This window comes from Oribacterium sp. P9 (genome assembly GCF_046365365.1).
In the GTDB taxonomy this organism is placed as follows: Bacteria; Bacillota; Clostridia; order Lachnospirales; family Lachnospiraceae; genus Oribacterium.
The window spans coordinates 108,931-122,614 of record NZ_JBKEIS010000003.1 but is presented as its reverse complement, the minus strand read 5'-3'; the positions used below and the strand labels follow the sequence as shown (position 1 = coordinate 122,614).

10 protein-coding genes and 2 pseudogenes are annotated in these 13,684 nt (G+C 54.6%); 4 read left to right on the top strand and 8 right to left on the bottom strand.

The features are described from left to right. Positions 1 to 152: 152 nt before the first annotated feature. Both ACK8P7_RS03910 and lepA read right to left on the bottom strand, forming a co-directional pair. Complete coding sequence (locus tag ACK8P7_RS03910; RefSeq protein WP_410042921.1) at positions 153 to 1,178, bottom strand: branched-chain amino acid aminotransferase; 1,026 nt, start codon at positions 1,176 to 1,178, stop codon at positions 153 to 155. A 291-nt stretch (positions 1,179 to 1,469) separates the two neighbouring features. Next, positions 1,470 to 3,293, bottom strand: coding sequence for a translation elongation factor 4 (gene lepA / locus ACK8P7_RS03905; protein WP_410042920.1), 1,824 nt, complete (start codon positions 3,291 to 3,293; stop codon positions 1,470 to 1,472). A gap of 369 nt (positions 3,294 to 3,662) precedes the next feature. Here lepA and rpsT point away from each other — a divergent pair, with 369 nt between their 5' ends. Next, a complete protein-coding gene (gene rpsT / locus ACK8P7_RS03900; protein WP_410042919.1) occupies positions 3,663 to 3,926 on the top strand; it encodes a 30S ribosomal protein S20 in 264 nt (87 codons plus the stop codon). 136 nt (positions 3,927 to 4,062) lie between these two features. Here the strand turns inward: rpsT and ACK8P7_RS03895 are convergent, their stop codons facing one another. The 5 genes from ACK8P7_RS03895 to ACK8P7_RS03875 form a co-directional block, all read right to left on the bottom strand. Continuing rightward, positions 4,063 to 6,675 (bottom strand): ComEC/Rec2 family competence protein, encoded by a 2,613-nt coding sequence (locus ACK8P7_RS03895; RefSeq protein WP_410042918.1) that lies wholly within the window; start codon positions 6,673 to 6,675, stop codon positions 4,063 to 4,065. Positions 6,676 to 6,739: 64 nt separating this feature from the next. Then, positions 6,740 to 7,630 carry a DegV family protein gene (locus ACK8P7_RS03890; RefSeq protein WP_410042917.1) on the bottom strand — a complete coding sequence of 297 codons (891 nt, stop codon included), beginning with the start codon at positions 7,628 to 7,630 and terminating at the stop codon, positions 6,740 to 6,742. A gap of 71 nt (positions 7,631 to 7,701) precedes the next feature. Continuing rightward, the gene (gene gpmI, locus ACK8P7_RS03885; protein ID WP_410042916.1) at positions 7,702 to 9,249 is read right to left on the bottom strand and encodes a 2,3-bisphosphoglycerate-independent phosphoglycerate mutase; all 1,548 of its coding nucleotides are present in this window, start codon (positions 9,247 to 9,249) and stop codon (positions 7,702 to 7,704) included. A 179-nt stretch (positions 9,250 to 9,428) separates the two neighbouring features. Beyond that, positions 9,429 to 9,977, bottom strand: a complete 549-nt coding sequence (locus ACK8P7_RS03880) for an NADH peroxidase (protein ID WP_410042915.1) — start codon at positions 9,975 to 9,977, stop codon at positions 9,429 to 9,431. Positions 9,978 to 10,105: 128 nt separating this feature from the next. Continuing rightward, the gene (locus ACK8P7_RS03875) at positions 10,106 to 10,519 is read right to left on the bottom strand and encodes a transcriptional repressor (protein ID WP_410042914.1); all 414 of its coding nucleotides are present in this window, start codon (positions 10,517 to 10,519) and stop codon (positions 10,106 to 10,108) included. 305 nt (positions 10,520 to 10,824) lie between these two features. On the opposite strand from ACK8P7_RS03875, the gene rfbC reads away from it, so the two are divergent. The 3 genes and pseudogenes from rfbC to ACK8P7_RS03860 all read left to right on the top strand — a co-directional run. Beyond that, on the top strand, positions 10,825 to 11,439 hold the full coding sequence (rfbC, locus tag ACK8P7_RS03870) for a dTDP-4-dehydrorhamnose 3,5-epimerase (protein WP_410042913.1): 615 nt from the start codon (positions 10,825 to 10,827) through the stop codon (positions 11,437 to 11,439). A gap of 117 nt (positions 11,440 to 11,556) precedes the next feature. Continuing rightward, positions 11,557 to 12,282, top strand: a pseudogene (locus ACK8P7_RS03865) (pseudouridine synthase); the annotation flags it as partial. 294 nt (positions 12,283 to 12,576) lie between these two features. Continuing rightward, positions 12,577 to 12,924 (top strand): annotated as a pseudogene (locus ACK8P7_RS03860) (pseudouridine synthase); the annotation flags it as partial. Here the strand turns inward: ACK8P7_RS03860 and ACK8P7_RS03855 are convergent. After that, the gene (locus ACK8P7_RS03855) at positions 12,919 to 13,677 is read right to left on the bottom strand and encodes an NAD-dependent protein deacylase (protein ID WP_410042912.1); all 759 of its coding nucleotides are present in this window, start codon (positions 13,675 to 13,677) and stop codon (positions 12,919 to 12,921) included. The pseudogene ACK8P7_RS03860 and the gene ACK8P7_RS03855 sit on opposite strands and share 6 nt — an antisense overlap. Between the last annotated feature and the right edge of the window lie 7 nt (positions 13,678 to 13,684).

Sequence of the window (13,684 nt, the reverse complement as noted above, 5' to 3'; positions counted from 1 at the left end):
CGCGTTGCAGAGGGTGCTTAGGAAAAATGTCTAACTGCCTCTAAAAGGTCCGATTCTGTTTTTTTCACGTCCTCAGCTTAAAGGTTTCCGGAGACAGTCCTCCGGTTTCCTTTTTACTGACTTCCAGTTAATTATTTCAGTGGTGTCCGCGATCAGCAGATGTGACGGATCCAGCCCTCCGGAGCTTCGATCTTGCCGCTCTGGATACCGGTGATGGTTGCGTAGAGCTCGCCGATGACTTCGCCGGCCTTCTCCATACCGGATGGAAAGTCGATGACCTCCTCGTGGTTTACGATCTTACCAACCGGAGAAATAACCGCTGCAGTACCGCAGAGACCGCACTCCTTGAATCCCTTGATCTCCTCGAACTTCACTGGACGCTCATCGACCGTCAGGTGGAGATAATGCTCTGCGATGTACACGATCGAACGTCTGGTGATGGACGGAAGGATCGACGGTGACTTCGGAACAACCAGCTTGCCATCTGCATCGACGAAGATTGCATTGGACCCACCGGTCTCCTCAACATAGGTTCTGGTCGCTGCATCGAGGTAGAGGTTCTCCGCGAAGCCTGCCTTATGCGCAAGCACAGAAGAGTGTAAGCTCATCGCATAGTTGAGGCCAGCCTTTACCGCACCGGTTCCATGAGGTGCTGCACGGTCGAAATCCGAAACCTGGATAGCGATCGGCGTTGCGCCACCCTTGTAGTATGGTCCTACCGGAGTTGCAAATACTCTGAACTGATACTCATCCGCCGGCTTTACACCGATGACAACACCGGTTGCGAACTCATATGGACGAAGGTAAAGGGATGCACCGGAGCCATATGGCGGTACCCAGTCGAGGTTTCCCTTTACGACCTGATCGATGGCATCAAGGAAACGATCCTTCGGGAACGGCGGCATCTCGATACGCTGTGCCGACGTATACATTCTGTCCGCATTGAGGTCTGGACGGAAGCATACGACCGAGCCATCCTCCCAGGTATATGCCTTCATACCCTCGAATACCTGCTGGCAGTACTGAAGCATGCCGGCTGACTCATTTAAGGTCACGTTCGGATCCGAGATCAGGGCACCCTCATCCCAGTTTCCATCCTTCCAGTTTGATACATATCTCTTATCGGTTACACGATAGCTGAAACCGATATTTCCCCAGTCAAGGTCTTTCTTCGCCATTGTCTGTATCTCCTTTCGCTATGACATCTCGTCATGATTAGAGCTAGTATAGTCCTCGAAAAAAATGAATGCAAATCAAAAAGCACACAAAATACTCATGTCTGTTATAACACAGGCTGCGGCCCCGGAGGGCCGACAGCAGAAACCATACAAAGAGGTCGTGAAGAGTCAAAATCCCATCCATTAGAAGGGCTTAGTACTTCTTATGGATGGGATTTTAGAGTCTTCCGAGCTCGGCGTACTGTGTTTCTGCTGCTGGCCCTCCGGGGCCACGGCCTGCGCCATCACATTTTATTCTGAATCGAGCTTCAGTACCGACATAAACGCACTCTGCGGGATCTCGACATTACCGAACTGACGCATCCGGCGCTTACCTTCCTTCTGCTTCTCGAGCAGCTTCTTCTTACGGGAGATATCACCGCCATAGCACTTCGCGAGGACATCCTTTCGCATCGCGCGGATGTTCTCACGAGCGACGATCTGTCCACCGATCGACGCCTGCAGCGGAATTTCAAAAAGCTGACGCGGAATCTCATTCTTCAGCTTCTCGCACATCTTCTTTCCACGCTCATACGCCGAGTCCTTATGAACGATGAAGCTCAGTGCATCGATGACCTGACGGTTGACCATGATATCAAGCTTCACCATCTTCGAGGTCTGGTAGCCCTTGAGCTCATAATCATAGGATGCATAGCCCTTTGAACGGGACTTGATCGCATCGAAGAAATCATAGATGATCTCATTGAGCGGCATCTCATACTTGAGAATCGCACGGTTCGCCTCGATGTACTCGGTACTCTTATACACGCCACGACGATCCTGGCAGAGCTGCATGATGGCACCCATGAATTCCGGGGTCACCATGATCTCCACATCGACCACTGGCTCTTCGATATGATCGATCTCAGACGGATCCGGAAGGTTCGCCGGGTTCGAAAGCTCCATCATCGTGCCGTCGGTCTTATACACATGGTAGACAACCGAAGGTGCCGTCGTCACCAGGTCGAGATCATACTCTCTCTCCAGACGCTCCTGTACGACATCGAGGTGCAGAAGGCCCAGGAAGCCGCAGCGGAAACCGAAGCCGAGCGCCTGCGAGGTCTCCGGCTCATACTGAAGTGCCGCATCGTTCAGCTGCAGCTTTTCCAGGGCATCCCGGAGATCCGGATACTTCATCGTATCAGCCGGATAGATACCACAGTATACCATCGACTGCACCTGCTTATAGCCCGGCAGCGGTTCTGCCGCCGGATTCCGATCATCGGTCACCGTATCACCGACACGGGTATCACGGATATCCTTGATCGACGCTGTGATGTAGCCGACCATACCGGCACTCAGCTCCGGACACGGGATGAAGCGGCCCGGTCCGAAATACCCGACCTCGGTTACATCGAAGGCGGCACTGCTCGCCATCAGACGGATGCGGGTACCTACCTTCACCGTACCCTCCTTGATTCGACAGAAGATGATAACACCACGGTAGTTATCATAGAGGGAGTCGAAGATCAGCGCCTGCAGCGGCTTTTCCTTCGAGCCGGTCGGTGCCGGCAGTTTCTTCACGATGGCCTCCAGGACCTCCTCCACATTTTCACCGGTCTTCGCCGAGATACGCGGCGCATCATGTGCCTCGATGCCGATGATATCCTCGATTTCCTCCGCCACACGATCCGGATCGGCCGACGGAAGATCGATCTTATTGATCACCGGAAGGATCTCGAGATCATGATCCAGCGCCAGATAGGTGTTTGCCAGCGTCTGCGCCTGGATGCCCTGCGTCGCATCGACGATCAGAATCGCACCATCACAGGCTGCCAGTGAACGGGATACCTCATAGTTGAAGTCGACGTGACCCGGGGTATCGATGAGGTTAAAGATATACTCCTCCCCATCCTGTGCCTTATAGACGATACGCGTCGTCTGTGACTTGATCGTGATGCCACGCTCACGCTCGATATCCATATTGTCGAGCACCTGTGACTGCATCTCACGCGCCGTCAGCGTACCCGTCTTCTCGATGATCCGGTCGGCCAGCGTCGATTTACCATGATCGATATGCGCGATGATGCAAAAGTTTCTGATTTTACTCTGATCGATGTTTGTGATGTCTGCCATGTTCCTACCTATATAAATATAATTTCCGGGACAGTTCCCGGATTCTTGTATTTTCCGTGGAAATATACTAACATACTCCTGCATCTTTTGCCAACAGAATGTCACAGTTCAGCTAAAGGGCCTCGGCTTAGATTGAACCGGTCTCGGAGTACTGTGCCTCCATTGCCGCCCCCTCCGGGTCTCCTGCCGATCTGAACTGTTACACGTAGTCCGCGTGAGAGACTGAAAAAACGTGCTTTTCAGCTTGACACCGGCGGGGGTTTTATATATGATAGTTTAGCGTGTTTTCAAACTGTCCGTGTCCGGTATTTGAAAGCGCCGAGATCCGACGGATCTCCACACGATATTTGAAGGAAAGGAGATTTCACAATGGCAAACATTAAGTCCGCAAAGAAGAGAATTCTTGTAGCTCAGGCTAGAAACGAGCGTAACAAGGCTATTCGTTCTGAGGTTAAGACATACATCAAGAGAGTATACGCAGCAGTTGAGTCTGGCGATAAGGCAGCAGCTCAGGATGCTCTGAAGATGGCTCAGAAGAAGATTTGCATGGCACACAGCAAGGGCATCTATAAGGCTAACAACGCTTCCAGAAAGGTTGCTCACATCTCAAAGGCTGTCGCTTCCATGAACTGATTGCGCGAAGCGCACAGAAATCATGTACAGGATTTCTGCTTTTTCAAGTCGTTCTTGAAAATAAATATTTGTAAGTAACGTTACTCACAAAGCCCTGCGGTTAACCCACCGCAGGGTTTCTTAATTTCTGTTTATATCAGAGGCCTCGGAGGGCCTCTGACGAAACTGTTATCCTGATTTCCCCCATCACGCCGGTCTCGAGCATCTTTACGTCGTAGCGTCGCAGCCTCTCCCGCGTTTCTGCATGCGGGTGTCCGTAATCGTTTCCGACACCGTAGCTGAGAATCGCATAGTCCGGGCGGAGCGCGGCGAGGAGTGCCTCCGAGCTGCTCGTATGGCTGCCGTGATGCCCCGCCTTCAGCACATCGATCTTCGGGTAGCCTGCATCGGCCTCCCACAGTGCCGCGAGCATCTGTCGCTCACAGTCCTCGTCCATATCCCCCGTAAACAGCATCTGAAAATCCGGCGCGCGCAGCAGCATCCCGATCGAGTGATCGTTCGCGACCTCCAGCCTCTCCGTCCCCACCGGATAGTATCCGCGTATCTCCACCTCGCCGAGGTCAATGCAGTCGCCCTGTCCGAAGTACCGGATCCGCACATCCCGTGCAGCCGCTGCATCTCGAAGCGCATCATAACGCGCATCCTGCATGGCCACCCGTGGCAGTAACAGCTCTCCGATGCTCATCTTCGGCTCCTCCTCAAGAAGATACTGTATTCCAGAATAGTGATCCGCATCACAGTGCGTAATCAGCGCGAGATCAATGTGCCCTATTCCCTGTGACTCGAGATACGGGACGAGTACATTTTCCCCGAGGCGCTGGTCACTCGTCGAACCACCATCCACACTCATCACCAGTCCCTGATTTCGCAGGATGAAGCCATCCCCCTGTCCGACATCCAGTGCCGTGATCTCGAGCCCCTGCGGCTGCTTCGCCGGAAGGCACAGCATCGAAAGAAGCAACGGCAGCACGATGCAGGGGAGTGGCAGTCGACACGCCAGCTTCCCAGGATCCGGCAGTATGTTTAGCTGCTGTACCCATCGAGACCTTCTGCTCTGCGATACGGAGCTTTCCCGGACCGGAATCTCCGTTTGCACAGGATACCGCCGGACACGCTGCTGCCCGACGTGTTCGGCTGCATGCCGTTCCGCGAGCGCCCATGTCACAACGCTGAGCGCTGTATAGTAAAGAAGGATACTGTGCATCGACGGTCGACCGAGCAGCAGGGAGCTGTACGGAAGTGCTGCGCAGTGCGTACAGAGGAGCGTATACAGGCGAAGTATCCAGTGTCCACCACCGACGGCGATGGTCGCGAGCTTCTCTGACAGTCCGAAGAGCCCGACAGCGAAAACGCCACTGTAGATCACGCAGCCCATCAGTGGCAGTACGATGAGATTCAGGAAGATCCCGTAGAGCGGAAAGCGGAAATAGTGAAACAGAATCACCGGCATCGTCAGGAGCTGCAGATAAAAGGAGAGCCACAGGCCCTCGAGGAGCGGATGCTTCGGTGCCGGGAGGACATGACAGAGGCCGATGGCGAGTACCGCAAGAAAGCTCAGCTGGAAGCCTGCACCGAAAAGCATGAACGGCTCCTTCCACAGGAGAAAGAGTGCGGCCGCGGCCATCGCCGTCAGCATATCATAGCTCCGTCCGATGGCAGCAGCGAGAAAGCGCAGAAGCAGCATCAGCACTGCCCGGAGAGCCGAGCCGGAGCAGCCCGTCAGAATCCCGTAGGATATGATCAGAAGAGCTGCGACGCTGCCGGATACGGCCTTACTTCTGCCGAAGTGCCGCAGCAGCTCATAGACACCGAGGCCCAGAATCGACAGATGCAGGCCGGAAACCGCGAGAATATGGGCGATGCCATTCTCCTGATAGAGGGATCGGATATCCTCATCCATGGCCGATTTATCTCCCGTCAGCAGTGCACGGTAAATGCCGGCGTCCTGTGGCGGCAGCAGCTGATCGAGGATATCCCCCATCCGAAGTCGGAGCTCCTGCAGCCCCCTTGCAAAAGGCTTCGGCTCCCCTCCGATGACCCGGAAGGATGTCCCGTACATCGAACCCTGCACGGATATCGTTCGATAGTACAGACGAAAATCAAACACACCCTCATTCCGCGGCGCTTCCACCGGCGAGATCTTCCCATACACTTCGATCCGCTCCCCCGGCAGAGGCCGAGACGCCTCCGGATGCCGATCTGCCGTCGGATCCCTGTCCTGTTTTTCGGACGGTGACTGCGCCCTGCATGTACGATCCTTCTCGCTCCACTTTCCAGACTGCGACGCTGCATCCCCGGTCTCCATGTAGACGAGGATCGTCCCGACTGGCTGATCATAGCGCGCCCGCAGCGCCGCGGTGGCCGAAGCCGGCAGGGTATCCCGCGCACCGTACGCACTCGACAGCAGCGCGTTTCGCACGCGCAGCTTCGCCTTTCCCGCAGCCTCCGTATATTCCTGCACTTCTCCGCACAGACGCACCTTCATCCCGCTGAAGATACGGATCCGTTCCTCCGAACGCTGAAATGCGCGGGCTGCCATCCGATAGCGCAGACCCCCGGCGAGGAACAGCACAAATAAGAGTGCAAGCGCACCCTTCCGAAGCGTTTTCTTTTTTATCCCATGGAAAACGAGGCATGCGGACAGAATCACCGCAGCCCCTCTCAGAACGAAACCACATTCCCCGGCAGATACGCACACTCCAAGTACATACACCACGGCCATCAGAAGAAGCGGTCGTTTCACATTCATAAGAGCATCATAGCAGAAGAGGCCGGACCCATCAAGGTCCGACCTCTTTCATTTTCATACTATTTTATGGATTCAGCTCAGCCGGACGCTCGATGACGGCTGCACCCAGTCCGTCCTGGCCGATGTGACAGGAAATCAGCAGCGACAGCGGTCGAACAGCGATCTCCGGATTCAGTCGATCCGGAAAGGCTTCCTTCAGCTCCTCTGCGAAGTCGGCCGCCTGCTCCGGATTATCCGTATAGGCGATCGCGACATAGCAGTTCTTCATCTCCGGATCGCCGAGGCGACCTTCCAGCTCGCTCTTCAGTCCCTTGATGATCGCATCCTTCACCTGACGGGTCGTCCGCACCTTCGTATAGGAATCAAGCTTTCCTCCGTTTGTGATGCCGAGCACCGGTTTGATATGGAGCAGTGTGCCGATGGCAGCGGCCACCGGTGTGATACGTCCACCCTTCTTCAGGTACTTCAGTGTATCCACACCGACATAGATCTGGTTCTGCTCCGCATCACGGTTCAGGATATCGCAGATCTGCTGTCCATCATAGCCGCGTGCAGCGAGCTCCGTCGCAAAGATCGCAGCCTGACGCTGTACGACCGATACACCACGATCGTCCGGCACGAATACACGTCCCTCGTACTTCTCATCCTGCGCCAGCATCATCGCTGTCTGTGTCGAACCGGACAGTCCCGAGCTCAGCGGCACATGCACGATCTGGTCACAGGTCTCGAGGAGCTCGTCCCAGACCTTCATCACATCCTCCATGCTCGGCTGCGATGTCGCGATGTCATGATCATTCTTCAGCTTTTCGAAGAACTCTTCTCTTGTAAGGTTGATGTTTTCGTAATATTCCTGATCATCGATCCGGAAAGGCATCGGGACGACACGGATGCCGAGCTCTGCACTCTCCTGTGGTGTGATACCACTACCGGAATCAGTTGAAACGCCAACGTTCATATATATTTACCTCAAACTCTCTGTACAGTGCCGTGAGGCCGAAGCCGGACGGCACGGCAGCTCAGCAGCGCTTACTTTTCAACGATGAGAGACTTGCCGCTCATCTCCTCCGGCTGCGGGATCTCCATCATCTGGAGCAGTGTCGGTGCGATATCGCAGAGTGCGCCACCCTCACGAAGCTTCCAGTTCGGATTCGAATTGATCAGAATGAACGGAACCGGATTCGTGGTATGTGCGGTCCATGGCTCGCCGGTCTCATAGTTGATCATCATATCGGCATTACCATGATCGGCGACGATCATCATCTGACCGCCGACCTCCTTGATGGCATCTACAACCTCTCCGACGGCATGATCCACCACCTCGATGGCCTTTACAGCCGCTGGAATCACACCGGTATGACCGACCATATCCGGGTTGGCGAAGTTTGCGATGATCATGTCATACTTCCCGGACTTGATCGCCTCCACCAGCTTCTCGCACACCTCAGGGCAGGACATCTGCGGCTTCAGATCGTAGGTCGGAACGTCCTTCGGAGACGGAACGAGGATACGATCCTCACCGGCATTCGGCTCCTCGACGCCACCGTTAAAGAAGAAGGTAACGTGTGCATACTTCTCGGTCTCTGCGATACGAAGCTGCTTTAAACCAAGCGATGCAACATACTCACCGAGGGTCTTCGTGATGCTCTGCTTCGGGAACGCGATCTGCTTGTTCGGGATGGTCGCATCATAATCGGTGAAGCATACAAACGTAGTATCGAGACGCTTTCCTCTCTCGAAGAAGCTGAACTCATCATCACAGAAGCAGTGGGTCATCTCACGTGCACGGTCCGGACGGAAGTTGAAGAAGATGCAGGAATCACCATCCTGAATCATATGTCTCGGAGCGCCCTCCTTCTCGATCACGCACGGAACCACGAACTCATCGTATACCTTCTCATCATAGGAGCTCTGCATCGCCTCGGATACGGACGCGAAGTGGTGACCGATCCCCTTCGTCATCGCATCGTATGCCTTCTCGACACGATCGTAGTTCTTATCACGGTCCATCGCATAGTAACGGCCGGAGATCATCGCGATCTCACCGACACCGAGCTCTGCCATCTTCGCCTCGACCTCCTCGAGGAACGCCTTACCGGAATCTGGTGGTGTATCACGACCATCGAGGAAGGCATAGAGATATACCTTCGTTAAGCCATGACGCTTCGCAAGCTCGAGAAGACCGAAGATATGCTCGAGGTGAGAATGTACACCGCCGTTTGAAACGAGACCCATCAGGTTCAGTGCGGAGCCATTCTTCTTGCAGTTTTCAACCGCTGCCACGAGCTCCGGATTCGTAAAGAAATCGCCATCCTGGATGGACTTCGTGATTCTCGTGAGGTCCTGATAAACGATCCGACCGGCACCCATATTCATGTGGCCTACCTCGGAGTTACCCATCTGACCATCTGGAAGACCTACATACAGTCCGGAAGCCTGACCCTCTACGAACGGATACTCTTTCTCAAGCCGATCCATCACCGGTGTATCCGCCATCGCAATTGCATTTCCCTCTGGATTCGGGTTGATACCATATCCATCAAGAATCATCAGTAAAACTGGTTTCTTCTCTGTCATAAATGCCACCTTCTATTTCTATCCTTCAACATAAACACGGGGTTTCAGTAGCGCTTAAAATGAAGCTTTTAAGCCATAATCGCTTGTAGTTTATACCAAAAGGAGGGCATCGTCAACGACTCTGCCCTCCCTTTGTTAAAAAATATACAACGCCATTTCACATGGTTTTTATTACTATATTAGCCGAAGTATCTCTTGAGAAGACCGGCAAAGGCCTTACCATGTCTTGCCTCGTCACGTGCCATCTCATGAACGGTATCATGGATCGCATCGAGGTTCAGCTCCTTCGCACGCTTCGCAAGGTCTACCTTACCAGCCGTTGCGCCGTTCTCTGCAGCGACACGTACGGTGAGGTTCTCCTTCGTGGATGGGGAAACGACCTCGCCAAGAAGCTCCGCAAACTTCGCTGCGTGCTCAGCCTCTTCAAATGCAGCGGTCTTATAGTACTCACCGATCTCCGGGTAACCCTCACGGTAAGCTGCTCTGGACATCGCAAGATACATACCAACCTCGGTGCACTCACCCTGGAAGTTTGCGCGCAGGTCTTCCTTGATATCCTCGCGAACATCACTTGCAACACCGATCACATGCTCTGCCGCCCAGGTCATCTCCTCTTCCTGCTCAACGAACTTCTCCGCCGGCGCATGGCATACCGGACACTCCTCTGGTGGAACCTCTCCCTTGTAAACATAACCACATACGGAACATACCCAAGTCTTTACCTTCATAATTCATTCTCCTTTTAAATGAGCAGCTTCTGCTACATAATTTTTCGTTTATCCGTTCTTACTCCATTCGCTGCCGATGAGCGCGGACACCGGTCACTTCCTTCATGTCCCCATCTCTTCGCGCTGAATCATCCGAGAGCATCGCCTGCAGATCCCTCCGCTTCGCCTGCTTCACAGCACCGCTCACAGATCCCATGAAATACCAGATCATGGCCGGTGACGATCCCCGGCACATGCTGTGCTGCCTCTTCATCCAGTGTATCCGCTTCCGGCATCGGCACATCGAAGACGCCGCCACAGCGGTCACATACGAAGTGCACATGCTTTTCTGCATTCGGATCGAAGTGATCCGCACCAGATACGAAGCTCAGCTTCTGAATCGTACCGTTCTTCGCGAGAAGCTTCAGATTACGGTAGACGGTCGCCAGGCTGATGTTCGGATCCCTGTCACGAAGCTCTGCAAAAATCACATCCGCTGTCGGATGATCCTTATGCCCGCTAAGCTGATCAAGGACTTCCTCGCGCTGTCTTGAATAATTCATCGTTGCTCCTAAACAGTGAACTCAAAATCAATAACCATTATTGATTTATCCGTATATTACTCCTTTTACACGCATTCGTCAAGTGAAATTAATAATTATTTTTATTTTTCTGTAGGATAGGGTCCCCGGCTTAGAGTTCACCGGTCTCGGAGTACTGTGCCTTCGTTATCACCCCTCCGGGTCCCACTGCCTGAACCGTTATGTCAGAAAATCCACTGTGGCTTTTTCTGTCGCGTCGCCTTATAATAGGTACGACTTCGGTCAGACAACCGATTCATGCTTATAAAGATGTAAGGAGATATATCATGGGACAGATCAAAGTTACCAAGGCACCGATTGAAGGCCTTTATGTCATCGAGCCGAGCGTTCATGGCGACGCACGTGGCTATTTTATGGAAACCTATAATCAGAAGGATATGCACGAGGCCGGCCTCGACATGGTCTTCGTTCAGGATAATCAGTCCATGTCCACGAAGGGCGTTCTTCGTGGTCTGCACTTCCAGAAGCAGTACCCGCAGGGCAAGCTCGTCCGCGTCATCAAGGGTTCTGTATACGACGTCGCCGTCGACCTCCGTGAAGGCAGCCCGACCTATGGCCAGTACTACGGCGTCGAGCTCACCGAGGAGAACAAGAAGCAGTTCTACATCTCCGAGGGCTTCGCGCACGGTTTCCTGGTACTCTCCGATGTCGCTGAGTTCTGCTATAAGGTCACCGATTTCTGGCATCCGGGCGATGAGTCCGGTCTCGCATGGAACGATCCGGAGATCAACATCCAGTGGCCGCAGCTCCGGGGCACCTACCCTGGTTCCGCAAGTGCCGAAGGCTACACCCTCGAGGATGGCACCCCGCTCAATCTCTCCGATAAGGATCAGAAGTGGCTCGGCCTCAAGGACACCTTCCACTTCAGCAGCGAAAAGTAATCCGATTTTGCTTCTTTTCCATGCAGAGCACCTTCTGCCGTGCACGGATCACTTCCGCTTCGGCAGAAAAGCAACTGTATCTGGCTGCATCCCGCAGTCCTCTATGAAAGTGAGATTATGGCAGAAAACCTGCGACAGATCGACTATATCATCCCAGAAAGCTTCCACGGCCACACCGTGGAGGCTTTTCTTCGTTCCGAGGGCTACTCCCGGACGACACTCTACCACCTCCGGAACACCCGTGCGCTCAGCGCAGCAGAGCACATCACCACCGATCTACCGGCGGCCAATGCAGACGACCAGAGCATCTGTGCCAGCACCGCGACGATCCACACTTTCGTCGATGTTTCGGCGGCCAATGCGAACAGCCGGACCACCTGTGCTTCCCCAGTCAGCATTGGCCACACAGCGGAAACGAAGGTGGACGGTATCGACGGGCTCGTCCTGAACGGGCACCGGAGCTACCTGAAGGAAGTCCTCGCTACCGGCGATCGGCTTCGCTGCAACATCCTCGAGACCGAGGACAGTCCGCATGTCGTCGAGACCGAGATCCCGCTGTCGATCGTCTATGAGGACGAGGATATCCTGGTCGTCGATAAACCGGCCGGGCTTCCGATCCATCCTTCGATGGGGCACTATGAGCACACGCTCGGAAACGCACTCTGCTGGTACACACACCACGTCCTCGGCTACGAGCATTATGTGAACCGTATCGTGAATCGCCTTGACCGCGACACGAGCGGTCTGCTGATCGCCGCGAAGAACATGCACGCAGCAGCCCGCCTCGGCGATATGATTCGCGCGCATGCGATCCAGCGCGAGTACCTCGCCATCGCCTCCGGAGATGTGCGGGACCTCTTCCGATGCGCGGATACAGGGGCTGCTTTACAGGCATCCACTGTGTCCCGCTGCACGCACGCCGACCAGTGTGAAACACGCTCTGTTAAAGAAAGTCCTCAGGATGGCATCCGCACACTAAGCGGCACCCCGCTTCCGAGTGGACTTTATCTGAACCGTTCCGCAGATCCAGTCTATGCGCGCGCCCGTCTGCAGAATCTGGATGGCCGCTTTCCGGACTCCCTTGCGAACATCCCGGCACTGTTCGATCCGACGAATCCTGTCCTCGGCCTACACTTCACCGTCGACGCAGCAATCGGTCGGAAGGAAGATTCCGTCATCGAACGCTGCATCGACTACGTGCAGGGGGACTACGCCGTCACGCACGGCCTGCTGCTTTCTTATAATGAAGAAAAAGACCTGAGTCTCCTGCGCCTGAAGCTCGAAACCGGACGTACCCATCAGATTCGTGTGCATATGAAGTACCTCGGGCACCCGCTCCCGGGCGATTTTCTCTACCATCCGGATGAGCGTTTCATCACCCGTCAGCCACTCCACTCCTGGCGTCTCCGCTTCCGGCACCCGATCAGCGGGAAGCTCCTCGAACTGACCGCACCGCTCCCGGAGGATATGCTACGACTGCTATAGCCCCTGCAGCTCCGCCAGTCGCGTGAACACCTCACCGATTTTATCCTGGATGAGCAGGGTATCGGCACGCATCCGCACGGAAAGTGCATCCCGATTGATGATCACGAGATACTTCCCGCGGAAGTACTGGATATAGGAAGCCGCCGGATATACCGTCAGTGAGGTGCCACCGATGATCAGCATATCCGCCGCAGCGATGGCCTGAATCGCGCCTCGTACCGCAGTCTCCGGGAGGCTCTCCTCGTAGAGGGTGATGTCCGGACGGATCACACCGCCGCAGCTGCAGTGCGGAATCGGCTCCTTCGATTCGAAAATGTAGTCCGAAGGATAGGTCTTCCCGCAGCGCATGCAGTAGTTTCGAAGTGCACTGCCGTGAATTTCATACACCACCTGACTGCCCGCCTTCTGATGCAGTCCATCGATGTTCTGCGTCACGATGGCGCTCAGCTTTCCTGTCTTTTCGAGCGCCGCGAGATACTTATGAGCCGCATTCGGCTGCACCGCCCGTGTATCCATCTTCTGCCGGTGAAACTCGAAGTACACCTGCGGCTCATTTACGAGACAGCTGTGACTCAGGAGATACTCCGGCGGATACTGATCGAAGCGGACATCATGCTGATTGTAGAGTCCATCCTTACTTCGGAAATCCGGCACTCCGCTCTCTGTCGACACCCCCGCGCCACCGAAGAACACGACGCTCCCGGCATCGTCCATCCACGCCTTCAATTTCTCGATCTTTTCTTCGTCGATCATGATGCAC